This is a genomic window from Bacteroides sp. AM23-12 (assembly GCF_003434395.1).
GTDB lineage: Bacteria > Bacteroidota > Bacteroidia > Bacteroidales > Bacteroidaceae > Bacteroides > Bacteroides thetaiotaomicron.
Window position 1 is genome coordinate 35,077 of sequence record NZ_QTLF01000029.1, and the last position, 25,634, is coordinate 60,710.

The window sequence follows — 25,634 nt, forward strand, 5'->3', positions numbered from 1 at the left end:
ATTCTATTTAAAAAGTTGCATTAACACCTACCGTGAAAGTTCTGTTAAAAGGATAACGTCCTAAATCTTTAGTTTTACGTGAAGCTTCCGGATCCCAGCCGTCTCTTAACTTACTATGTTCCCATAAATCAGCTCCTGTAAAGTATATCCGTAGTTTACTGATCGCATTTGTTTTGGCCAACCATGAAGCAGGTAACGTATATCCCAAAGTCAGATTCTTTAAACGGAGATAGGCTCCATTCTCTACAGACCAAGAAGAACACTGATAATTATAATTATTTATAGAACCAATGCTTGTATAAGAGGGATAATAGGCATTTCTGTTCTCCGGGTTCCATGTATTACCGATGGACTGGGTTGTAGTATTCAAGTAAATAGCACTCATCGGTACCCGCCATGTTTCATTTCCTTCACCACCACGGAAAACTGTTCTGCGCCCCACTCCCTGAAAAATAGCAGAGAGATCAAAGCCCTTCCATTCCAATCCGATGTTGATTGAATAAGAAAGTTTCGGATCATCCGTCCCTAAATATACATAATCATTCTGATCCAGTTTGCCATCACCGTTCACATCTTCGAACATGTGGTCTCCCAGACGAAGATTATCCTGCATTCCAATTCCATTGCCATCCAAATAGTAATATTTGTATTTTTCCAGTTCTTCTTGGGTCTGAATTTTACCGACATAGCGTAATCCAAAATATGAGTTCAACGGGTAACCTTGCTGCTTACCAACAAAACCTGATTTCAGAACGGAAGTTGCTCCCAAATCAATCAATTTATTAGTAGTATAAGTTATAGTCCCTCCAATATGATATTGTACAGGTCCTATTTTGTCCGACCACGTCATGTTTCCTTCCCATCCTTTAGCCTCAAACTTTCCAAGATTCATCGTTGGGGCATTATCTCCCAACACACCCGGATACTGGGCATCAATCAACATATTATTATTTTTCTTCATAAATAACTCTACAGTACCAGTCAGTCGGTTATTGAAGAATCCGAAGTCCAGCCCCAAGTTATAACTATGAATACGTTCCCAAGTACGGTCTGTAGTTACAATCTTCCCATTCGTATCAATAGTCGAAACTTTTCCAGAGCCAATATATGCTCCGCTAGACGAAGAAAAATTGTACAACTGAGTACCATCGTAACGATCTACGCCACTTTGATTGCCCAATACACCATAAGACAGTCTCAGCTTTAAGTTACTGACCAAAGAAGATAACGGCTGCATGAAGCTTTCCTCACTCAAACGCCATCCTCCAGATACTCCCCAAAAGAATTGCCAGCGATTTTCGGGACGGAACTTTGAAGAACCGTCATATCGCAGATTGCCTTCCACCAAATAACGTTGTTTATAATCATAGTTCAAACGTCCGAAATAGGACATCATTGCCTCATGCCATTTTGCAGGCTTACTGTCTCCATCTTTTATCAGAACTTCTCCGGCACCATTTGGTATCTCTAAAGACGGATTGATATCTTTTACAGATACAAAAGTATATTTATACTGTGTGTAATTATACTGTGTACCAGCCATTGCACTCAGATTATGTACTTCCGCCAATGTTTTGTGCCAATTCAGGTAACCGGAAACCATATAGTAGTCTGTTCTTGAAAAAGAATCAGAGTATTTACTCTTTTCCTGAGTAGGTTCTGTCGCCAACAATTTAGTGCCTGCATAATTATACCAATCAATAGATTTCTCTACTTTCTCACGTGTAGCGGTTGAAGTGTTATAGCCCACATTGACAACGGCATCCAGATCCGAATATATCTTCCAGTTCAACGATTCGCTGATATTGATAGCCGAAACCTTCAGTTTATTGTCTCCGCCTTCCTCAGCCCACCAGTTCAATGCACGCCACGTTCCCCATCCATAGGGACGTCCGTCGATAGTAGAAGCAGGCAAACCCGGTTGTGGGGAAGACTGGGAAAGAACTTTCCCTATCATACTGGGAGATACTTGATCCTGACGGTTATAACCGATACTAGATGTCAACATCACAGCATCCGATAGCTTAAATTGGTTGTTCAAACGCATATTGTAACGTTGATTGTTATTATTTCCCCATTTCAAGGTACTGTTGTCATACATATATCCCAGTGACAAACGAAACAAGTTTTTCTCTGTACCTCCCGAGACACTGAGGTCATGTTGTGTAGACCATGAATTTCCCCATAAAATATCCTGCCAGTCATTATCCATAAAGACAAAGTCTTCCACATCCTTGAATCCTTCGGGAATCGGGTGTGCACTATGACTCAAATCAATGTACTGGTTCTTATACAATTTGGCTAGTCTGGCATAGCGAATCCAGTTTGAATCAGAATAGCCATCATTAGTCTGAGCAGTAATCACTGCATCCGCCCATTGATCCAACGACATCAATTCCGGTTGAAGCCCTACCACTTTTCCAGTAAAAGAACCATTATACTGGACAACAGTTTTACCCGCTTTTGCCTTCTTCGTTGTAATCAATACAACACCTCCCGCTGCTTTCGATCCATATATAGCAGCCGAAGCATCTTTCAGGAAGTTGATAGATTCAATGTCATCCGGATTCAAATTGCGCATACCGTTGATACCGTCACTATATTCCACACCATCTACAATAATGAGTGGATCAGTAGAGTTGGATGAAGACGCTCCACGAAGTTTCATACCCCAACTCTCATCTCCAGGAGCTCCGGAATTACGAGTGATAAGTACTCCGGGCACAGTGCCCTGCATTGCCTGCAACGGGCTTGACATCGTACCTTTATTTTCCAGTTGTTTGGCTCCTACAACGGTTACAGCACCTGTTAAAGATTCCTTTCTCTGAGTACCATATCCTACAACCACCACTTCGTCCAGTACTTCAGTGTCTTCTTTCATTATAATCTTCCGCAATTTAGGATCGGAAGCCGGAAGTTCCATTGATTTAAAACCAATATACGAAATAACAATCACAGCATTCGGAGAACTTACATTTAAAGAGAAATTCCCATCAATATCAGAAATTACTCCATTCGTAGTTCCCTTCTCGAGTATACTTGCACCAATAACAGGTTCTCCCGTCGCATCTACAACCTGACCTTTGACTTGTTTTTGAGACTGTGCTATAGTCCTGCTATCATTAACATTTGCATAAGCCCATGTCCGGGAAGCCGGACACAGCATCAACATCAGTCCTAAAGCAACTATGACCGCCTTATTAGGTTGCGAATTAAAAATTAATCCTCTTCGTTTCATAACATTAAATTTGAGGTTTAAAAATAGTATTAAATTCTTGTTCTCTAAAATTTGTTGAGGCATAAAGATACCTCTCACTCAGTATTGATTCCTTTTCCATAAGCACCAAAGGTTGTTTATTATATGAATAATTTTATATACAGTTTCGGAAGAAGTCACGCATATCACGGCGTCCGAGAAAAAGATGGTTTTCCACTGTACGGCAACTCAATTCTAATTCGGAGGCTATCTCCGGAGAAGATTTATCCTCAAAACGATTTAACGTATAGATCAGCCGTCGCTGTTCGGGCATGGCTGCCAACCGTGTCCGTTCCATCGCCATCAAATCATCAGCAATGATTTTCTCTTCAGTATCATTGGAAGAAGTGACAGTAAAATCATAGAGGTAACTATCTATCTCCTGCTTTTTATAATAACGACGGATATAGTCGGTCACTAAATTGCGTGCGATCGTAAAAAGGAAGTATTTTACTGTATCCGGACGGAGCATCTGTTTGTAATCCATCAGACGCACAAATACATCTTGAGTTAAATCCTCCGCTTCATAACGGTGAGCAATCCGATAGGTAATATAGTTTAAGATTACCTGATGATATTCCTCGTAAGAACGGGTGATAATGTTGTCGGAAGTGTAAGCTGTTGTCTCCATAATACTATCTTTTTCGGTTTTGAACACGATGCAAATATAAAGGCAATTCCGGAGAATGATTTCAAAAAACAAGGGAGATGAATCTCAACGCATCTAGGTAGACTTTATTTTATTTAAGCAAATGAATTACAATCACTTACACACTTTTTTTAAACGGAGTCTCACTTTATAAAATGAGACTCCGTTTGGGCATAATAAGCAGACCGATGGTTCACATCTCATCAATTTGAGCAAAGTAACCTGGGAAATAAAAAGCCTTTGGTTATTGTCACTTATCACCTTGGCAGGACAAGTGTCTTATAATTAAAGCAGTAAGGGTGATAATAGATGGTGATAATAAGGTGATAATAGAATAGTTATTGATTTCTATTATCACCTGTTTTTGATAAGCGATCTATTTATTCAATTGATTATCAGGTGTTAGACAGACTATTCAAGGGTAACGTCTACCAATGTTAAAAACACCATTTTTTCCATGAATGTACGTTGTTTACGCCCAATATTGTTCTATGTAAGCTGCATGTATTAAGACAAAGGCTGGGAAGCTTAACATACAAACAAGGCTTGACTAATATATTCAGGTGCTTTCATGTATTCATTTCACGTACGTGAACCGTTCAGCTCATGTACGTAAGCCCAATGAATCACGTACATGAACCGATGGAATCACATACGTGAAACGATCTCTTGTTACTGACCGAATACATTAATCTTACCTGCATAATATCTTAATGAAGGGAGCACATTTACTATTCATCTTTAGCCGTTCCTCCGATACTGCGAATATACTCGTTCGGAGTAACTCCGGTACTTTTCTTGAATGAACGGAAGAAAGAAGCACGTGAACTGAAGCCGCATAGTTCGGCCAATGCAGTCAATGTATAACGGGAGTAATCATTATCCTCTACCATTTTCTTGAACTGGGCAACCCGATACTCATTTATAAAGTCATAGTATGACTGATTAAGATATTGATTGAGCAGATAGGACAAGGAATGGGAAGAAGTATGCAATGCGGCGGCAAGTTCTCCCATTTTCAAGTCGGGATTAATATAAGGTTTTTCTTTCTCCACATAAGCAACAAGCCTGTCATGAAGTTCTTTACATTCGGCTTCGCTCATACGGTTGGCCTTATATTTTTCTTCTGCAGGATGTGGTTCCACCGTCTTTTCTTCTTCCTCTTCTTCTTCGGATGAGATCTCGTGTACTTCCATGACCAATGGAGCAGATTTCCGCACATAATATCTCACTAGAACAACGATCAGAATAATCGATATAGCGAGAATCACCCATCCCCACCAAGGAATCATCGGCTGCACAGTCACCTTATAAATGGCCATTGATTGTTCATTGCCCGGAATACGTACACAGAATGTGTATGTCCCGGAAGAAAGCCCATAATACGATACTTCACTCTGTGCTGTCAGCAACTTCCAGTCACTGTCCGCTCCCTCCAGTTTATACTCATATAACAAGGCAGAAGGTAATCCATATGCAAAATCGGTAAAACAGAAAGTAAGATTGTTCTGATTATACTTCAAAGACGATTTATTGATAGAAACTCCATTAGCCAGAATATCCGTAAAGACAATCGGACGGACCTTTCCACGTACCTCATCTACCTGTTTCGGATCTACATAGATCAGCCCCTTGGTATTGCCAAACCACAACAGTCCTCTTTCATCTTTATAAGCCGCTCCGTTAGTGAAAGTCGGTCCCGGCACTCCGTCATTGAAGGTGAAGGAGTCATACTCTTCTCCTTCTTCCTTAATACGCAACAATCCATCGTTGCAGCCTACCCACAGCCAGCCTTGATTATCTTCTGTTATTGACATCAGCGAGTTATCGGGAAGCGTAGAAAGTACTGATTGATTGCGGAAATGGTTCATCGTTAAGGTAGAAGTAAACAGGCTGCCTTTCTCACGGATAAAGTAAAGGTTATGTTCTGCATCTTCATAAATAGTACGTACTTTATCTTTGTGTACAAATCCTTCCGGAAACACATTGGAACGAAGGCTTTGTGAGGCCGGATCATAGATGCACATACCGGTTTCTGTAGCAATCCATCCTTTTCCGGTAGAGTCAAAACTTACTTCATACACATTTCCTTCGGGCAACTGAGAGTTGGTGCTGGTGAAGTTTTTGATTTGCTTTGTCTGCCCGTTGTAACAGAATAATCCCTGCGAGGTGCCAATCCAAAGATTTCCCCTGTTATCCGGTTTTACACAGAAGATATGTCCTTTCTGGAAGAGTTCCGTATCACCTTGTGTAAAGTATTTGAGAGATAACGTCTGCGGATTTAATACCATCATACCACCGCCATACGTACCGATATAATATTCACCTTCATAGAAGCAAATGGTAAGGATCAGATCGGACGTAAGAACCGGTTTCACGAAACTTTTCACTATGCCGGTAGCTTCGTTAATATAGAACAATCCGTCACGCGAACCAATCACTTTCTCCGGTCCCCGGTTTACGAACGAACGAATTGATAAATTGGCAGAGTTAAACTGAGGAGGATAAGCGTACGTACGGAACAGTCCGTTTTGATACAGTGAATAATCCAATCCGGCTTGGAAATGTCCTACCCAGACTGCACCCCTGTCATCCACCAGTAGTGAGTAGATAGAATTACTGCGAATCCCTTCTTTATCATTCACATCATGGAAAAAGCGGCGAACCACTTTCCGGTCTTTGTGAGAAAGGAAATGAACCCCATTTCCATCTGTAGCGATGTACACCGTCTCCTTTCCATCACCGGAAATATCAGATATCACATCACATCCCAAAGAAACCGTATGGGCAAATGTCTGTTTCGGGATATCGAAACAGACGACTCCCTGACTCATTGTACCCAGATACAGCGTTTCACCTATGCGGGTCAGACAACGGAAATAATCGGCTTCGGGAACATTCTCTCTGAAATGCCAGGAATTAATCTGACCATCTTTCAGCGAATAAGAAAATAACCCTTGCACTGTTGCCAACCAAAGGACACTCTTATCCTCATTCAGGCAGAGGTCCATGATCCGGTTACAGGCTGCCAGCATATTTTTATCGGTCTGTACCTGAAGCAACTGACTGTCTTTCTGAATAAACAGTCCTCTCTCCGTACCTATATAAAGTACATCTCCATCTGCCAACAAAGCATTGACGGCACAGTCGATCTTCTCGGGAACGATTCTCTGCAATTCACTACCGGAGCGATTCAGCCGCCAGAGTCCGATTCCATTTCCGATCCATAGTTGCTTGTTATCGGTTTCTGTAATACAGTTCACCCGTTTCTTTCTTCCCGAATCTACTCCGCGGAATTCGAAATGCTTCACCTTCACACCGTCAAAACGGTCGAGGCCGTTGTCTGTCCCCAACCAGATGAAACCTTCCGAGTCTTTATAAATAGCATTCACCAACAAACCGGAAAGGCCGTCGGACATAACGACATTACGAAACATATAGGGTTGTGCCTGCAAGTTTTCCCCGCAAACCCAACACATTATTATAAGAACCAAATATTTAATCGTGCTTTTCACCTGCCAACGGGCTTTATCATATTAAACATGTGACAAACATACACAAAAATCTCCAAAAGAGAGCGGTTCCTTATCTAAAAAGTCGCCTCTCCGTATTTGCTGATGCTAATAGACAAATACGAAGAGGCGGAAGTATTTACTCAATGCACCCGAATAATTTATTCGTGCCTGTTCATTAAATTAAATCAATCTTGTAAATCCCAATACACTACATAACGCTGGTGATGCAAATCATAAAGCGGACGGATCACATCTCCTTGCTTCGTAGTAAATTTCAAGTCTTTTCCCACACGGCGCAATGTTCGTTCGGGGTGTTTCACGTCTATTTTCAATGATGTACGCAGATCGGCAGGAACATGAAAATTATAAGTATAATAATCGTTGTAAAGAGCAGGATCAGAGAAGGGAGCAGGTGCCTGCATTCCTTCCGTTCCCCGTTCTCCGGCAAGTACTAACGGTCCATACAGCAAAGCTACTTTATTCGGATTATCGGGAGTAGCTTCCAGTTCGATCTGCATGGGATAAGTGGCCGCAATACGGTCACCATCTTTCCATTCACGGGTAATAGCAATATAAGAACCCGGTTTCTGTTTCACTGACACCTTTTTACCATTCACAAGTACCTTCACATTTTTACTCCATGAGGGATATCTCAAATAAATAGTAGTATGCCTTGGCTTTTCTGCACGAAGAGTGAGCCGAGTAGTCTCTTCCTTCGGAAAATCGGTTTCCTGAAGAAGCGTCAGTCCTTTTTCTTTCCAAGTCACTTGGGAAGGAATAAACAGATTCACATAGATGCCTTTATCATTATGGTAATAGATGGCTTCTCCATATTTGGCATGATTCTCAAATCCACTGCCTACACAACACCAGAAAGAATTTTCTTTGGTGCTATACAGTTTATGAGAGCCGGAAAGTAACGGAAGGAAATAAGTTACCATCCCTGTTTCCGGGTCTTGCTGTCCAAGGATATGATTGTATAATGCTCTCTCGTAGTAATCGGCAATAGAAGAATCACCGGTCCAGCAGAAAAGATGGCGACTAAGTTTCAACATATTGTAGGTGCAACATGTTTCACCGGTATAACCAGTCAAGTGTTTAGAGCATTTCTTCGGGTCGAAAAAATGCTCTTTATCACTGCTGCATCCCGGAGCAAAGGTGTGATGGTCAATCATGGTATGCCAGAAAAACTCTGAAAGTTTTTTACTCGTCTCATTCTGTGTCAATTCATAGTTGCGAGCTTCTGCAATTACTTTCGGGATAAATGTATTTGTATGTTTGGTTCCCAAATCATCCCGAAGTTCTTTCAGTGGGTCGATCACGTCATTATGATAGAAATATTCCGCCAACCAACGATAACGCTCGTCGCCTGTGATGGCATATAAATTATAAAATGATTCGTTGATTCCCCCGAACTCATTACGTATCATTAACCGGCGTGTCTCTTCACTAAGCGGTTTCAGTTTGTTATAAGCCCAGTCGCCCATTTTGGTCACCACACTCAAAGCCTGCTGATTATCTGCATATAAGTATTGGTCTATCAAACCGGAATAAAGTTTATGCAAGGTATACCAAGGTGCCCAGACACTCTTTCCCTGAATATTGCGGTTGATCAGTTCTTCGGGATATGCGCTCAAATATCCTCCTTTAAGTGCATTCTGCACTTCGGTCAATCCATTTACAAGGCTATCTCCTTTAAGTTTGAAAATCTCACTTCCGGTAGCAGCGTACATCAATGCGTAAGCTGAAAGCAAATGTCCGGTAGTATGTCCGCGAAGTTCGCAGTCCAGAGATTCCCAGCCACCGAGTTTTTTTACAGTCATATAGCCGCCTTCACGACCTGCAAAGACACCGGCATTGGTCCGGAAGCTATGTAACAGACGATTCACATCAAGAGAAGTCATCCATGCCGAATCCCGCAACATATTATCACGAAAACGACTCGCTAAGAGGCGGACATCCTTTAAATCAAAACTCTGTACCCGAATTGGAGCCACTGTCTCTTTTTTCATTTTTCCCTGATGCTGACCGGGGTATACAGACTGGGCGGACATCATAGTCGACACTGCCAACCATGCTATTACAACTAGATTTTTCTTATTCATAATCATTCTTTGTATCCTTTTCAATAAGATACGAATAAGCGCTGTTCAACACTCAATACAATGAAATTAATTCTGATTGATCGTTCCGTAAGCTTTCGTTTTATTCCATATTATTGATAAATAAAGAAACTTCGTTCTATCGGCTCTGCTGTCTGTACCTTTCCCGCCAGCCCATATTGCCAGGCAACTACTGTCACCTTCAACGGATATTTACTGTGAGGAGGTATCGGAGTAAATACAAGTTTGTTTCCGTCGATTTCCGCAGGGCCTTCTTTCACATAATAATATACAGGCAGTCCGCAATCGGAAGTAGCCCGAAGAGTGACGGACTCCGTCCCTGCCTTCACATCCCCAATGCCTGGGAAAAGTATATACTGTCGTTTCCCCTCCGTGTTACGGTAAGGAATCCGGAAACTAAGTTCCTGCACTGTACTTTTATATTGATTATCACCGTCATGACTCGCCAAGAGGCAGATGTCTCCTGTGCGACGCTTATTATACATTCCCATGCGGTAGAAACGAACAGTAAAAGTAGTATCATTCACCTTCTGTACCGGTCCGCAGATGCGGGTTATTTCGGGAAAGGTCGATGAATGTTCGTCGGAGATGGTTGTATGCAGACTATCCGTAAATACAGCTTTCAGATGAAAAGTAAGTCCATCTTCCTCCGGCAGGAAACGGGCGGCAACTTTCACATGAGACTTCGGGTGATATGCAAGAAGGCTGTTCTCTTGTACAAAACCAAGATATTGCGGTTTTTTCCCTCTTTCCTGACGATAACGTTCTTCTGTCATGTCAGCCATCTCTTTATCGAAATACCAGAAGGCATCATGCGGATCGCCTTTGTATTGTTTGAAGGGAGCTGCTTTAGCACGTCTCTTTTGGTCAGGATGCCAACGCTCGGCAAGCCATCCGTTTTCCGGATTCAATTTCTTCAGCATCACGGGCTTATCTACATCATACGTTTCCGGCAATCGGTACTCCATGGCTTTCTTCAGAAACAATGCAAGGTATACTGCTGTACGGTCTGCAATATCAAAATGTCCGCGCCCAGTATCACAAAGAAACGAGATGCAACTCCGGGGATACATCAGGCGAAACGCCAATGCCGGATTTACGCGATCTTCCCACCATTCATATTCTCCTTCGATCATCAAGCCGGGAATGCCGTCAATAGTACGTTTCCCCCACTCCATGTTATCACGGCCATATCCGGTAAGATTAGTACGCGGTGCGTCTCCATGAAAGGAAATGACAGCCAATGTCCGTTTGGGATTCCATGCTGCAAAATTCCAAGGATAAGTTGCCATCGCCGAATGTCCGAAAGGAACAATCGGAACGTATTTTAATTCATTGTAACCGCTGATAGCGGCAAAGTCCTCCAACATCTGTTCAAATGCCCTCTGACTTCCGGCAGATACATCCCATTTCTGGTCCCAGCCCGGAGTAATCCAGATCAAGCCCATACCTATTTCGGACATTTTCTCCCGAAACAGAAGATTCTCAAACAGGGTTTCCTCTGTCATATTGTGAGTACCTATCATCACACCTCTTACCTGGGCACAATCAGAAGGTATCCATAGGAATGCCTGTGGATGATCATCGGTTTCGTTAGAAATAATGCCGGGTATTTGTACAGACCACTGCCATTCCGCCGCTATACATTCCGGCCATAACATAAACACTAATATTCCAAATACTAAAAATCGAAGTAGTTTCATGTTCCATTCATTTATCGTTATTTTATGTAATACGTAACGAAACCAAAGTATACTCAACCGAAAAATATAAAAAAACTATTATTATAGGAACTCTTTCATCGACAATTTCACAAAAACGTCGTATCTTTATTCTCAATTAAGAAAGGAGTGATATGGATTTACGTACAGCAAACGTAACTAGATATATTCTTCCCCTGCGGGAAGGCGGATCATTGCCGGCTTTGGCTGAAGCTGACGATGAGTTCAAATATGTCGTAAAATTCAGAGGAGCAGGCCACGGAACCAAAGCCCTTATCGCTGAATTGATCGGAGGAGAAATAGCCCGTACTCTGGGCTTCAGAGTACCGGAGATCATCTTCCTGAATTTAGATGAAGCTTTCGGCCGAACGGAAGCAGATGAAGAGATACAGGATTTACTGCAATGGAGCCGTGGATTGAATATCGGTTTGCATTTCTTGTCCGGAGCGTTGACCTTCGATCCTGTCGTACATCAAGTGGATGGTAAAACCGCCTCACAGATTGTGTGGATGGATGCTTTTCTGACAAATGTGGACCGTACCATCAAGAATACCAATATGCTGATGTGGCATAAAGAATTATGGCTGATCGATCATGGAGCTTCCCTTTACTTCCAACATAGCTGGACCAACTGGCAGAAACAGGCACTCACCCCATTCGTGCAGATAAAAGATCATGTTTTATTGCCATTTGCCGACCAACTGAAAGAAACAGATATGGCATTCAGACAGTTACTAACCTCCGATAAGATACGGGAAATAGTCAATACCGTCCCCGACGACTGGTTGAACTGGACGGAAGGACAGGAAACTCCACAAGACCTGAGAGATATTTATATTCAATTTTTAGAGGAAAGGATCAAGCATTCCGAACTATTTGTAAATGAAGCGCAACATGCAAGAAAGGCACTTATATGAATACGCAACCATTCGTTTCGTTCCCAAAGTAGAACGTGAAGAATTTATCAATGTAGGTATTGTACTGTTCTCCAAACGATGCAAATACCTCAAATCACTTTATACGATAGATGAGAATAAACTGAAACTGTTTTCTTTCGAACTGGATATGAATTGTCTGAAAGAAGGACTGCATGTCTTCGACAGGATTTGTTCGGGTAGTAAGGAAGGGGGAATGATAGCAAGCATGGATGTCCCCGATCGTTTCCGGTGGCTGACCGCTGTAAAAAGCTCATGTATACAAGTATCCCGCCCGCATCCCGGATTTTCCGAGGATTTGGATGCTACCTTGGAGCGTTTGTTCAAAGAATTAGTGCTTTAAATGATCAATCATGGAATTTATCAAGATAACAGAGCAACCATCGCTCTATGATGACCTCGACAAGAAGTCGGTAAAAGAGATTCTGGAAGATATCAATACTGAAGACCATAAAGTAGCAGATGCCGTGCAGAAAGCAATCCCACAAATAGAGAAACTGGTCACATTAATTATTCCCCGAGTAAAAAAAGGTGGGAGAATATTCTATATGGGGGCCGGAACAAGCGGACGTTTAGGTGTACTCGACGCTTCCGAAATACCTCCGACTTTCGGTATGCCTCCCACCGTAGTTATCGGACTAATCGCCGGAGGAGATACCGCCTTGCGCAATCCCGTCGAGAATGCGGAAGATGATATGTCCCGCGGATGGGAAGAGTTATTGCAGCATCATATCAATAGTGAAGATACAGTCATCGGAATTGCAGCATCCGGCACCACTCCTTATGTGATCGGAGCCATGCATACAGCACGGGAACACGGAATACTGACCGGCTGCATTACCAGTAATCCAAATTCGCCGATGGCTACCGAAGCTGATGTACCGATAGAAGTTATTGTCGGTCCGGAGTATGTGACAGGAAGTTCTCGGATGAAATCGGGTACTGCTCAAAAGATGATTCTGAATATGATCAGCACTACTATCATGATTGAACTGGGACGCGTGCAAGGAAATAAAATGGTCAATATGCAATTGAGTAACCAAAAACTCATTGATCGGGGAACGCGCATGATCATTGAAGAACTCCATCTGGACTACGAAAAGGCTGAGGCACTTCTGTTGCTACACGGTTCGGTTAAGTCTGCGATAGAGGCCTATCGCAGACACAACTCTACTCAGCAAGAGTAAAATGCAGTGCAGCACCACCGGAGGACTTTAACTTCAAAGTTAGCTTATCTCCGGCTTTTATTTTCTTATGAGTAGTACGAACCTTTGTACGTGTATTCAACTTGTCGTCATCTTCATACAAGTTGACTATATACTTCGTTCCCGGTTTCAAAAAATCCGTGGTTAACGTAATGGTACGCGCTTCTGTATTTGTCATTGCTCCCACAAACCATTCTTTTCCGGAACGACGAGCCTGCACAATATATTCACCTATTTCTCCATCTAATGCACGACTTTCATCCCAAACAGTCGGGATGGCTTTCCAGAACTCCAGTTCCTCCTCACCTTTATACATAGCAGGATTATCATACCAAAACATAAATTGCAAAGGACTGTAATATACGGCTGCCATTGCCAATTGATGTGCTTTGGTGTTTTTCACACGACTATTAAAATAACAGAGTGTATAATCTCCTGCGCCTGCCAGAAAACGAGTATAAGGGAGAATGGTATTGTGTGTCGCATCCGGCATCTCTTCATTTCCACGGATACCTTCTTGCGTCATCAAATTGGGATAGGTACGACTGAAACCGGTTGGACGATATTCATCATGAATATCCACCATCATTTCATATTCCGCACATTTACGGACTGCATCATGTAGCCACGTACTCCAATGCTGATTACCTATCTGTACAAAACCGAATTTAATTCCTTTCAATCCCCATTTTTTATACAATGGCAATAAAGAATCTAGCTGTTGAACCAAAGCACGTTGATTGACATAGACCATTAATCCAATGCCTTTAGATTCTGCATATTTACATAAAGCAGAAATATCAAGATCTTTATCCGGAGAAACCGTAGTAGCATCCGAACTCATTTTCATTTCCGGGCCATACCATCCTGCATCCATATGTACATATTGAATGCCACGTTCCACTGCAAAATCAATGGCTGCTTTTACTTTCTCCTGTTTTAAGTCTCCAGAACGGAATACTTTCCCAGGCTTAATCCAAGAAATATCTGATATCCGACAAGGAGTATTTAAATTCAAAGCCAAATCATTATGATTGATCAAATCGACCGGACGTTCGGCAGCCATAATGACACGCCAAGGGGTACTGTAGGGAGAAATAATGTCAACGCTGCTATACAAGCTAGTTTCCAGTGTTGAAGGCTTCTCTGCAGACAAACGGAATTTTCCACGAGCATAATCCACCATCTCCGCTTCCAGTAATGCAACAGTCAATCCATCTGGCAGTTTCATAGTCAAAGGGCGTTCACTTTCCTCTTTTCCCCACCCTGACAGGGGACGAAGCTCATAAGGACCTTGTGCCCAACGTTCATAGTAAGCCATTGTACCTTCAGGCATTGTGAAACTTGTCCGTTCACCTGTAATATGTAAAAATAGCCCATTGGTCGTTTCCGGAAAATGATAACGGAATGCCACTCCTTCGTTATAGGCACGGACGATAATATTCATAAAGTAGTTTTTACGTTTGTCGTAACCGCCTTCAGTCATCCCTTGTCCCTCACCTTTACGAAACTTTAAAGTCATTTCATTATAACAGTCCCGAACTTCGGCACGTTCTCCATATACAGGTTTCCATGTTGCATCGTTTTTCCGATGATCAGTATCCGTTAATTTCAGATTCTCGCACCAAAAATAGCAAGTATCATTTGGTACTCCCAATGCCGATTCAAACAATTGATTCTCTATCTGTACACCGAGTTCACCCTCCTCCACTACAGGACGATTCTTATATGTCAGCGTATAATACATTCGTGCATTATCCTCTCCGAACGAACGCTGGTAAAAGGTGAACCGATACGCTCCGTCTGGGGAAGTCAGTTCCCGGCGGGTTTCTGTCATCACATTCTGTGCCTTTGTCAATGTTGGTATTACCAACAGTAAAAGCAAGATACTTTTCTTCATTCTATTTAAATTCATGTTTATCCGTTTTTCCAATATATACGAACGAATTAATTATTATACTCAATCTGTCTCCCAAAGAAACACTACTTCTCAATTCTTTTTATAAAAGTCTCTTTTCTTTCATACATTTCTGCAAATATAAACAAACATCTTGCAAAAATAAGCACAACATCACATTCAAAAAGCAGCTACTTTTGCATCAATTCATATAAATAATAAAGAAAACCATGAACGAATTATTTAGTATTGCCGGTAAGGTAGCTGTAATTACCGGAGCAGGTGGTGTGTTGGGAGGAAATATCGCCCAGCACTTTGTACAGCAGGGAGCAAAAGTTGTAGCTATCGACATCCGTCAGGAACAACTGGACAACCGTATAGAAGAACTTAAACAATATGGTCAGGATGTTATCGGTATTATTGGAGACGTGCTGGACATCGCCAGTCTGGAAAAAGTAGCGGAAGAGATTGTTACCCAATGGGGACAGATTGATATTCTGTTGAATATTGCCGGAGGCAACATGCCGGGAGCCACTCTTGAACCGGATCAGAACTTCTATGATATGGACATTTCCTGTTGGGAGAAAGTGACCAGTCTGAATATGAACGGTACAGTCTATCCGTCTATAATCTTTGGTAAAGTGATGGCAGAGCAGAAAAAAGGTTGCATTATCAATGTGTCTTCTATGGCTGCTTATAGTGCCATCACCCGTGTGCCGGGGTATTCGGCTGCAAAAACAGCTGTAGCTAACTTTACACAATGGCTTGCCAGTGAGATGGCTCTGAAATATGGTGACGGCATCCGTGTAAATGCCATTGCTCCCGGTTTCTTTATCGGCGATCAGAACCGTCGCGTACTTATCAATCCGGATGGCTCGCTGACTAACAGAAGCAAAAAGGTTTTAGCCAAGACACCGATGAACCGTTTTGGTGATATTAAAGAATTGAACGGTGCCGTACAATTTTTGTGTAGCGAAGCTGCCAGTTTTGTAACCGGTGCAATGTTGCCTATCGACGGTGGATTCAGTGCATTCAGCGGCGTATAAAGAGAAGAAACTATGATGGAAAAAACATGGAGATGGTTTGGCAAGAAAGACAAGATTACCTTGCCAATGCTCCGGCAAATAGGTGTGGAAGGGATTGTTACAGCTTTGCACGACATACCGAACGGAGAAATATGGACAATAGAAGCGATTAATGATCTGAAATCCTATATAGAATCATACGGACTGCGCTGGTCTGTAGTAGAAAGTTTGCCCGTATGCGAAGCGATCAAATATGGTGGGACAGAACGTGAACAGTTGATAGAGAACTACAAAGTAAGCCTTACCAATCTAGGTAAATGTGGAATAAAAACTGTTTGCTATAACTTTATGCCAGTCATCGACTGGATACGTACAGACTTGCAGTACCTCTGCCCCGACGGTACTAGCTCATTGTATTATGACCGTATCCGTTTCGCCTATTTCGACATGAAGATACTGGAACGGGAAGGGGCTGAAAAGGATTATACGGAAGAAGAACTTCATAAAGTTTCCGAACTGGATCAAGTGATCACCGAAAAAGAGAAGGATGATCTGATTGATACCATTATCGTTAAGACACAAGGATTTGTCAATGGGAACATCAAAGAAGGAGACAAAGAACCGGTCATCCTTTTCAAACGGTTGTTAACTTTGTACAAGGATATTAACCGTGACATCCTGCGAGAAAATATGTGTTACTTTCTTTCTGCCATTATGCCGGTTTGCGAAGAATACGGAGTGAATATGTGCGTGCATCCCGACGATCCTCCATTCCAGGTTCTTGGTCTTCCTCGTATCGTCACCAATGAAGAAGATATCGCCTGGTTTCTGAATGCAGTAGACAATCCGCACAACGGACTGACATTCTGTGCAGGTTCCTTGAGTGCCGGCGAACACAATGATACCCGCGAATTGGCAAAGAAGTTTGCTAAGCGTACGCACTTTATACACCTACGCAGCACAGCCGCCATGCCGGGTGGAAACTTCATTGAAAGTTCTCACCTGGCAGGAAGAGGACATATCATTGACCTTATCCGAATCTTTGAGAAAGAAAATCCGGGATTACCTATGCGCATTGATCACGGGAGAATGATGCTGGGAGATGAAGACAAGGGGTATAATCCAGGCTATTCTTTTTATGGACGTATGCTGGCACTGGCGCAAGTAGAGGGTATGATGACGGTAGTGGATGATGAAATAAAACGTCAGATGAAATTATGATTCTCTTTCACCAGACATTGATGCAAAAAAGAAGGGAGAAGTCATATTTAACATCTCCCTTCTTTTTATCTATCATAGCAATAATCAATTTCTCTTTGAAACGATTTATTTCTTTTGTCCTTCTTGGAAATCCGGTATACGTTTTACATCCGCACCTTTCATTACACCTTTTTTAATTGCTTCATTGGTTTCTGAAATTTCTTTCTTAACACGCTTATAATATTCTTTAGTCAGTCCTTTCTCCACAGCTTCAGACTCTGTAGCCGCCCAGAAATACTGGTAATCCATCAGCATCAAGTCAGGAGCAACCACCTTAAAGAAAATACTATCTCCTTCAAATTTTTCACGTAAATCACCTAAATAAATAGTGTCTGCCGGATTTACTTCTTGTGTACTTGCATTTTTTTGTGAACTACTGCTACCGCAAGAGGCTAACAATAAGCCTCCAAATAACGAAATAAAAATTAATAATTTCATATATCTATCATTTATAATATAAAACATGCTCAACGGTTCAATTATCAGGATCAGAATATCATCCTGTAACAGAGTGCACAAAAATAGTAATTTATAATATCATAATGATCATTTTTCTGTTCTTTTTCTATATTTTCCTACAAATTACTTGAGTAATACGTTAATTACTCCCTAAAAATGCTTCACACATACTTATATCATATCACCACTTTATCTATCCCTTTCTACTTTTTCCAATCTGAAAGCACTGAGACATAACTTTTGTCCGGCCTTGTCAACACGTAAACGCAATACACAGGCACCAGCCGAAAGTGAAAGTTCGCCAAGTTTTGTTTCTTTCCACTTTTTAGAAGAAGGGATCGAAGACGAGATTTCTAATCCCTGATCAGAGGCCATTGCTACATGTGAAGAGGAATTTGCCGAATAAGTAAGATAAACAGCATAAGCTCCACTTTTAGGGATATTGACAGTATAATTCATCCACTCGCCGTCTTCTACCTGAACCACTACGTATTTATTATCTATTTTCTGTAATTCAACTGCTCCATCCGGACGATACTCATTTCCACGTACTGTCCCTATATTATGATAGGTATGCCCTTCAGGATTTTCTGATATACAATAATAATCATAATCAGCAGCCAAAATTGTACTGGGCAATTGATGCAAACCGGAAACTCGCTTACCTGTAGAAAAAGTAACCGGATCACCTGCCATCCAAGGGGTCAGTCGCTTAGTTAAAGTCCCCCAACCAGTCCACTCATAAAACCAATTCGGGGCTACTCCCCAATTCTCACATCCATAACGTTCTATCATATAATCACGATAACGCTGTAACCAGGTATATTTTTCAGCCGGTAATCCACTACGCACCGCATAATGTGCCAATGCCATTTCTCTGGTTCCTCCTGTCCCGGCAACATCTCCCCGTCCATGAGAGGAGATATTCACAGACTCCCAACGTCCGCTACGACTTTTTATCTGGAGATATTTCCCGTTATCAAATGTGACTTCATTCATATCCTTTGTTAATCCTGTTGGCTCCCAAGGTGTTTCCTGTTTTTTGTAAGATTGAATACTTGACAGGTTATAACGATAACTCCATTCTAGCCCGAGCAATAAACGATTGTCCAAACTACTATATAAAGAATCCCCCTGATTCCATGCCATTTCTGCAATAGCAACATAATTGTGCAACCCGGCTAATACATGTCCCTGATCACGACTGGATTCCTGACACTGACCATTAGGATAAATATAATATTGAAGCTGTTCGTCATAACCATAATCCTGAATATCATTCTTCCGTTGTAACAATTTATAATCAATCATAGTAGGAGAAACATGAATGGGTTGATCGCTGGAAATAGCCGGTCCTGAAGGATATGGCAAATCATCTTTACGATGTTTCATTCCCAGTAAATAGCGATAAGCACGGTCATACATTATCTCATTATCAAGATAGATAGCCATTGCCATCATACTGCGTGCTGCAAACAATCCTTGATTACCGAAACGCGCTGCATCAAAATTATAGATATTCCAATAAAAAGTTACTCCATTTTTTGTATCATCCAGATAATTAGCATATTTAGCAGAATAATTTTCCGTATTACTATACCCCGGATAAACCAGCATATCTTTGAAACGTTGCTGATCTTGCCGTGTCCATCCAGAATAATCTCTCATCATTTCAGCCGCATCAATCAACAAATAAATTTTCCCATTATCCAACGGTCCTGTACCACGGCTACTAGTATTAGTATAATAAGAATTTGCATTCAAATATTCTACAGCCTTACGTGCATAGGCTTCTTCTCCTGTCAAGTGCCAAAGAAGAGCTAAATCATGAGCACGACGCCCATCCACCCCGATTGTAGCATTAAATCGCCCTTCCTTTATTTGCTCTCCACGATTCACCACAGGTGCATCAAGTGATGAATAAGAAGACTCCTTCAATTTCAAAAAGGTAGAATAATAAGGTTCTTGTCTGGCTTCTACCATTGCTTTCATACGATCGAGGTCACCTTGCGTATAAGTAATACCCGGATGAACAAAACGACGTTGTGACTGAGCTACATCACTTGTAAAAACAATATTTTCCACATGAGGTCCTACATATATGCGTGCCATATCTGAAGTCTTATACCACCGAGGTTTGTCCGGCATATTATCATCAATCAATTTTCCATTTATTTTCAAATTTTCAAAACGTATGTTCTTTACCTTACGTTTTTCATCATATCCTTCAATAATAGAAAGTTCCGCATTCTCTCCGGTATAGGATATATTCTTAAACAATACGTTCTCAATTCCTCTTCCGGGAGCAGTACAGTATTTTTCATTATAAAAGATACGTAAATTGACAAGTTGCCCCTGACGGAAATTCTCAACACGGATGTCCTCAAAATGAACATTGCGTATTAAATTGTTATCACCTGCATTAATAGCCATACATCCTTGATAATCGACTTGTTTCTCTCTATGATCCAATATATCAATATTAATATAATTCAGATCTTCCAAAACTTCGGGAGCTTTAGAATTACCATGAATTCCAATAAAAATAGGATGGGCTACATCTGCCCAAAGAGTGGAATTCTGCATTGTTATATTCCGACAACCTCCTTCAAATCCCAAACGAGTGCCATAAACAGTTGTACAATCATCTGAGTTACGGCAGAAGACACCATCAAATAATACGTTATTGCTCGCAAAAACATTCATGCCATCTCCCCACCCATAATAACTAATACTTTTGACATTACGGATAGTAACATTTTCCGACCCTCCTGTCGCACATTGAGTAGCAACAATTCCTTCTACATAGACATCTCGGGAATTCGCAATACGAATACCTCCTTTTATAGAATGATCGATAATTCCTCTTCCTAGCAATTTTACATCATGTACGTTTTCGATTAGGACACGCCCCATTAAAACAGCTCCTCCTGCCAGATACACAGTCTTACCGGATGGCACTCTCAATTCCCCATTTTTAACTGTATGTATTCCAGGACCAAAGTAAATTACTTCCGGATTATCTTTGTCCGGAATCGTTCTTTCCGGAGATCCTGTAAATAAGTGAAGATTATGAAAAATATCCCCATTTACTTCTACTGACAAATTTCGAGGATGCTCTAATGTAAAAGTTACTGTATTACCATCGATCTGAAATGGGATATCATACGAGAGAGGACGGACTTTTGCCGTCTGTACTTCTCCCAAATTATAGGTTACGGCTACTTCCACTTTTCCTGTAAAATCAAAAATTGCCATCGAAGCATTTTCTACATAATGTCGTGTATCTCTTACCTCATCCACCTTAATCAGATAAGAAGATAAGGTATGCCAGACTCCATCTTGCAAACGGACCTTAACCGTAAAATCACTATTTAAAGCAACTCCTGCGGGAGCCTTCCAAGTTGCAAGTGTGTCTTTAGCAAAGATACAAGTTGCACCACCTAATAATGCAGCTAATAATAAGGACCAATATTTCTTCATGATATTATCGAATAAAATTCTTTTATAGTATTACGAACAATAAAGACGATTCACCTATTCTCTATCAAAGATATTTATGAAAACTCGCAAAACAACAATCGTTCAATTAAAACAATGATATGTTTATTCATCTAACAATGATTCTTATTGTACAGCCAATAACGTCAATTCGGTGGTTATTCCAGATTGCACCGCTTTTCCGTCAATCACCATCTTACAGGGGGCAGAAGAAAGAATATACCATTTTCCCTGCTTCTTTTCGAGCAGCACATTAGCAGCCTCCGAAGTCTGGATACTGATACCGGATGCAATCAGTTGCGTTCCGTTCCCTATAAACAGCGTCCGGTTTCCCGCATATTCGTTACTGATTACGGCATAGTCCGCTTTCACTTTCATTCCCTGATAGGTTGCGGTCTGCGACGAATCCGTCAAAGAGAAAATATGGTCAGTACGCCCGTTTTTACTTTCCACACAGATACCGGCAAAATCTTTCAAGCCAGGCTCTTCCGCATCAAAGTAGGAGACTGACTGAATAGCCGAAGGCTCTTTCTGCGTACTTGGTTCATAAACAGCAACAAAAGGACGATTCCATGCTTCTCCATGCTGCCGGGCAACGAAGGTGAGAGTTGGCTGTTCCTTTATATTATAAGGCATATGGGGAGTCCGGCTCAATCCTTCGGTCATCGGTGACAGTGCGGTGAACACTTCCCGTTCCGGTTCTCCTTTCATCCAGAGATTCATGGAAATATCATCTCCGCCTTTATCCTTCATATCGATGGTAAAAGTCACTTTCACATCCTGACCGGTGGTAGCCACTTTCTTATCATATAAGTAGGAATAAGCATAAAGATGGGCACCTGCAAAAGCAAGTTCTTCGGTAGGCTGCAAATTCAAGTCCGTGCCGTTGGCAGCCGTTAGTGTCATTGTCTGACCTAGATTATGGTAGAAATAATCGTGCATTTTATCGCCTCCCCGCTCTTTCCGGCTGCGGAATACATCCACATAATACCCTGTCTCCGGGCCGGTAGTAACAATGCCCATCAGTCGAGTCTGATCCGCCCTGCTCTCCGGCTCACGGAAAGCTACCTGACTATAGGTGACGGAAGTAAATCCTTTACCCGGTTCCGCCGAAGCCGGAAAACAGGAAAGCAAATCGAAAGAATGATTACTTTTCATCACCGGATAACTGGAAATGCCATCTACACAAACCGTATTATGGCTGGGGAATTGAGAGTAATATTCCGCATAGTCCAGACCGCTATACAGAAAAAGTCCGATACCCGCATCCGGTCCCAGCACATATCCTTTTCCGTAAAGCTCCATCGAAATGCCATTCGCGTGCATATGATTGCCTTCACTTGCGTTGAGAGAAATCATCAGACTGTTGCGCGGATGCATCCCGTTGCGCTGTACCAGCCACGATACGTTGGGGGCATAGAACAGAGGAGATACATAATCCTCGATTTTCCCCGCCTCCACCTTCGGGTCCAGCACCAACGGCTTGTCCTCAAAGAAAGAATTGACAGAAGCCCGTACATTCTTCTTGCCACTTTTTTCGCTGCCTTCCTCCGGATTCAGACATTTCAGCAAAGCGGTGAAGTAACGTTCCTGCTCTTTCTTTCCGTTTGCCTGCGCATTCTGTATCATCCGGATAAAGAAGTTCGTACTTAAGTAACTTGGATGCGTATCTCCGAAACCACAGATCATCCGGTTCGGAAAAAGATACTGCGGAGTGGCCGCTACGGCTTTTGCCAGCACAGGCATTGCCTTTACCAAGTCATACTGCAGATTATGGTCAAACTGATGGGTGAAGTTCGCGTAATCATTGATGACTACACTGCTGTATCCCGGACATTCCGCCCATATTCCCGTTTCGGAGTCAAAGCCGTAATCGGCCAGCTTGGTCAGACTCCACTGGCGGATGCTCGAACGGTTCATTACGTAGTCAATATAGTATTCGCGTCCTTTCCCGTCCGCATACTCTTCATTATCTTCCAGCACCAGTCCCACGTTCATGATATATCGTGCCTGCAATAAATCCCAGTTGTTATGAGGGACTCCGTTGGTGATAATATTATCCGCCCATTTCTTCAATGCGCCGGCATAAATCATCATCTTATCCGGATAGTTGGATTGCAGATAATGATAGAGAAAGTCATACAAAGGGACAACGATATGCAAAGCATCCTCATGGATCACTTCAAAAGAAGTCAGCCCCACCAGTGTCTGCTGATGCCCGTGATTCAGGTCAACAGGAACATTTCTGTAATAGATTCCCGTCATATAAGTATCGAAAACACCGGCAGCCAGCCGGGCATACTTTTCTTCTCCCGTCATCCAATAGAGGAAAGCGGCGTCACGGGCAATTCCCAGAATCTCACAGTTCAGACTCTCAATATTGCGCCCGGTCTTGGACGGATGCACACTTTCCTGCGGACGGCCTTCCAAGGCATTGTTGCAGAAAGTCACGTTTCCTTCCGCACTATCGTCATAAGGTACTACATCTTCCAGTTTAGGTCGACCATGCGTAGCGGCCGTCCCTCGTGTTCCGGTATAGCGAACTGTCGGGGCAGGTGCCTTCGCGCCTCCGGCATGGTCGAACACCTCACCTTTCACGTACACTTCCGTTGCATGCGACTTCCAGTACATGGCCAAACGGGATAATAACCAGTCCGGCTGACTTTCCGTACGTCGCGTATATACTTCCGTCCGTTCTTTCAACTTGTTAAAGACATCTTGTGCCCATGCTTCCTTCTTGATCAACTTCCATGTTTCTTTTTTTCCTTCCGGGGTAGTCAGCACTCTCGGATGATCCTGCGGCATCTTCTCCGGCAACGGAATCTCCTGCCCGTGCGCATTCAGGAAAAAAAGCACACACAATCCTAACAAAATTCGTCTCATACTTCCATTTCTTATTTACGTTTGCTACGTATTTAATACGAAAATAAGGAATTATTTACCTAACTGGTATCAGAAAACCCGTTTTTATTTTCACCGGTACGGACTGCCTTCATACTCCGGACATTCAAGTATACTCAAAAAAGATAGCCTGCAAGCATACCACTTACAGGCTATCACAATCCCCTTTTTTCCCTTTGTATCAGGGAGGCAACTTACGTTTCCCCGTCCCCGCCGGAACTCTTGCTGTACATCCTTGCCATCAAGCTATATATACTTCATACAAGGAGCATTTCCCCATTCAGATACAGTACCGGCAGGTCCCCATAAGTCACTCCACAATGTTCTTGCGAATCTCCCCAACTATCGTTGGATTCATATGGGTATCCGCCCTTTTTCGATGCGAAGATAATTTTTTTATGCTACTATTATAGTTAACACCGCCTATTAAAAGTGTTAAAAATAAAGATTTCATACCATACTTCTGCAAGCCGGCACCAAAGAAGAATATTTATTTTCTCTAAACAAAGCGTTAATTCCGAACAAAGAATTATATTTGCAGAAATCTAACAATTCTGATACTTATGAAAATACTATCTATCCATGATTTGCAAATAATCAGGAAGAGAGCGGAGCACCATCTTTCATTGCGCGAAGAAAGTAATGAAAAGGTTTCCGAAAAATGTTGCGGGCTGGCGTCCGGAACAGCACACCTCCAGATTCTTATTTGCGGAGGTACCGGTTGTAAAGCCTCTTCCAGTCAGGGCATCACTGAAAATCTTCAAAAAGCCATTGAAAGAAACGGGATAACCGACAAAGTAGACGTCATCACAGTAGGCTGCTTCGGCTTCTGCGAAAAGGGCCCCATCATAAAGATCATTCCTGACAATACGTTCTATACCCAAGTCACTCCCGAAGATGCGGAGGAAATCATCAGCGAACACATCATCGGAGGACGAAGAATCGAACGGCTGCTCTACATAGACCCGAAGACCGAACAAACTGTCAGTGACTCCAAACACATGGACTTCTACCGGAAACAACTCCGCATCGCCTTGCGCAACTGCGGATTCATCGACTCCGAAAATATAGAAGAATACATCGCCCGTGAAGGATACTTCGCACTGGCCGACTGCCTTCTCAACAAACAGCCTGCCGACGTCATCGACGTCATCAAACGCTCCGGCCTGCGGGGACGCGGTGGGGGC

15 protein-coding genes are annotated in these 25,634 nt (G+C 42.3%); 6 read left to right on the forward strand and 9 right to left on the reverse strand.

What is annotated here, in order from left to right:
- Positions 1-7: 7 nt before the first annotated feature.
- The 5 genes from DW640_RS18695 to DW640_RS18715 form a co-directional block, all read right to left on the reverse strand.
- The gene (locus DW640_RS18695; protein ID WP_170848630.1) at positions 8-3,238 is read right to left on the reverse strand and encodes a TonB-dependent receptor; all 3,231 of its coding nucleotides are present in this window, start codon (positions 3,236-3,238) and stop codon (positions 8-10) included.
- 133 nt (positions 3,239-3,371) lie between these two features.
- Complete coding sequence (locus tag DW640_RS18700) at positions 3,372-3,887, reverse strand: RNA polymerase sigma-70 factor (RefSeq protein WP_008766735.1); 516 nt, start codon at positions 3,885-3,887, stop codon at positions 3,372-3,374.
- A gap of 749 nt (positions 3,888-4,636) precedes the next feature.
- Positions 4,637-7,420, reverse strand: coding sequence for a two-component regulator propeller domain-containing protein (locus DW640_RS18705; protein ID WP_187323723.1), 2,784 nt, complete (start codon positions 7,418-7,420; stop codon positions 4,637-4,639).
- A 185-nt stretch (positions 7,421-7,605) separates the two neighbouring features.
- On the reverse strand, positions 7,606-9,525 hold the full coding sequence (locus DW640_RS18710) for a glycoside hydrolase family 127 protein (protein ID WP_182427170.1): 1,920 nt from the start codon (positions 9,523-9,525) through the stop codon (positions 7,606-7,608).
- A gap of 110 nt (positions 9,526-9,635) precedes the next feature.
- Entirely contained in the window at positions 9,636-11,246 is a 1,611-nt protein-coding gene (locus tag DW640_RS18715) for a hypothetical protein (RefSeq protein ID WP_117578821.1), read from the reverse strand.
- A 152-nt stretch (positions 11,247-11,398) separates the two neighbouring features.
- Between DW640_RS18715 and DW640_RS18720 the strand changes: the two genes are divergently transcribed.
- From DW640_RS18720 to murQ, 3 genes are read left to right on the forward strand one after another with little or no spacing between them, the layout of a single operon-like run.
- Positions 11,399-12,181 carry a HipA family kinase gene (locus tag DW640_RS18720; RefSeq protein ID WP_022470143.1) on the forward strand — a complete coding sequence of 261 codons (783 nt, stop codon included), beginning with the start codon at positions 11,399-11,401 and terminating at the stop codon, positions 12,179-12,181.
- Positions 12,159-12,542: a DUF3037 domain-containing protein gene (locus DW640_RS18725; RefSeq protein WP_117578822.1), complete on the forward strand. Its 384-nt coding sequence runs from the start codon at positions 12,159-12,161 to the stop codon at positions 12,540-12,542. The genes DW640_RS18720 and DW640_RS18725 overlap by 23 nt, the downstream gene beginning before the upstream one ends.
- Before the next feature lie 10 nt (positions 12,543-12,552).
- The gene (gene murQ, locus DW640_RS18730; RefSeq protein WP_061474223.1) at positions 12,553-13,386 is read left to right on the forward strand and encodes an N-acetylmuramic acid 6-phosphate etherase; all 834 of its coding nucleotides are present in this window, start codon (positions 12,553-12,555) and stop codon (positions 13,384-13,386) included.
- Here murQ and DW640_RS18735 read toward each other — a convergent pair.
- Entirely contained in the window at positions 13,370-15,319 is a 1,950-nt protein-coding gene (locus tag DW640_RS18735; protein WP_173664611.1) for a glycoside hydrolase family 97 protein, read from the reverse strand. The two genes, murQ and DW640_RS18735, sit on opposite strands and share 17 nt — an antisense overlap.
- A gap of 212 nt (positions 15,320-15,531) precedes the next feature.
- On the opposite strand from DW640_RS18735, the gene DW640_RS18740 reads away from it, so the two are divergent.
- Positions 15,532-16,347, forward strand: a complete 816-nt coding sequence (locus DW640_RS18740) for an SDR family oxidoreductase (RefSeq protein ID WP_117578823.1) — start codon at positions 15,532-15,534, stop codon at positions 16,345-16,347.
- Between the two features lie 12 nt (positions 16,348-16,359).
- Positions 16,360-17,547: a mannonate dehydratase gene (gene uxuA / locus DW640_RS18745; RefSeq protein ID WP_090611878.1), complete on the forward strand. Its 1,188-nt coding sequence runs from the start codon at positions 16,360-16,362 to the stop codon at positions 17,545-17,547.
- Positions 17,548-17,652: 105 nt separating this feature from the next.
- Here uxuA and DW640_RS18750 read toward each other — a convergent pair whose 3' ends face one another.
- From DW640_RS18750 to DW640_RS18760, 3 genes are all read right to left on the reverse strand, one after another.
- A complete protein-coding gene (locus DW640_RS18750; protein ID WP_008766743.1) occupies positions 17,653-18,024 on the reverse strand; it encodes a hypothetical protein in 372 nt (123 codons plus the stop codon).
- 210 nt (positions 18,025-18,234) lie between these two features.
- Positions 18,235-21,528, reverse strand: coding sequence for an alginate lyase family protein (locus tag DW640_RS24450; protein WP_117578824.1), 3,294 nt, complete (start codon positions 21,526-21,528; stop codon positions 18,235-18,237).
- A 144-nt stretch (positions 21,529-21,672) separates the two neighbouring features.
- Positions 21,673-24,429, reverse strand: coding sequence for a heparinase II/III family protein (locus tag DW640_RS18760; RefSeq protein WP_016268011.1), 2,757 nt, complete (start codon positions 24,427-24,429; stop codon positions 21,673-21,675).
- Between the two features lie 581 nt (positions 24,430-25,010).
- On the opposite strand from DW640_RS18760, the gene DW640_RS18765 reads away from it, so the two are divergent.
- A partial coding sequence (locus tag DW640_RS18765) for a ferredoxin (protein WP_199610421.1) occupies positions 25,011-25,634 on the forward strand: 624 nt, incomplete at its 3' end.

Bases quoted from the DNA above. Each gene is read 5' to 3' on its own strand.
- DW640_RS18700 (WP_008766735.1), bottom strand. From the start codon at position 3,887: ATGGAGACAACAGCTTACACTTCCGACAACATTATCACCCGTTCTTAC.
- DW640_RS18715 (WP_117578821.1), bottom strand. From the start codon at position 11,246: ATGAAACTACTTCGATTTTTAGTATTTGGAATATTAGTGTTTATGTTA.
- DW640_RS18750 (WP_008766743.1), bottom strand. From the start codon at position 18,024: ATGAAATTATTAATTTTTATTTCGTTATTTGGAGGCTTATTGTTAGCC.
- DW640_RS18735 (WP_173664611.1), bottom strand. From the start codon at position 15,319: ATGAATTTAAATAGAATGAAGAAAAGTATCTTGCTTTTACTGTTGGTA.
- DW640_RS18740 (WP_117578823.1), top strand. From the start codon at position 15,532: ATGAACGAATTATTTAGTATTGCCGGTAAGGTAGCTGTAATTACCGGA.
- uxuA (WP_090611878.1), top strand. From the start codon at position 16,360: ATGATGGAAAAAACATGGAGATGGTTTGGCAAGAAAGACAAGATTACC.
- DW640_RS18725 (WP_117578822.1), top strand. From the start codon at position 12,159: ATGCAAGAAAGGCACTTATATGAATACGCAACCATTCGTTTCGTTCCC.
- DW640_RS18720 (WP_022470143.1), top strand. From the start codon at position 11,399: ATGGATTTACGTACAGCAAACGTAACTAGATATATTCTTCCCCTGCGG.
- DW640_RS18695 (WP_170848630.1), bottom strand. From the start codon at position 3,238: ATGAAACGAAGAGGATTAATTTTTAATTCGCAACCTAATAAGGCGGTC.
- DW640_RS18760 (WP_016268011.1), bottom strand. From the start codon at position 24,429: ATGAGACGAATTTTGTTAGGATTGTGTGTGCTTTTTTTCCTGAATGCG.
- murQ (WP_061474223.1), top strand. From the start codon at position 12,553: ATGGAATTTATCAAGATAACAGAGCAACCATCGCTCTATGATGACCTC.
- DW640_RS18710 (WP_182427170.1), bottom strand. From the start codon at position 9,525: ATGAATAAGAAAAATCTAGTTGTAATAGCATGGTTGGCAGTGTCGACT.
- DW640_RS24450 (WP_117578824.1), bottom strand. From the start codon at position 21,528: ATGAAGAAATATTGGTCCTTATTATTAGCTGCATTATTAGGTGGTGCA.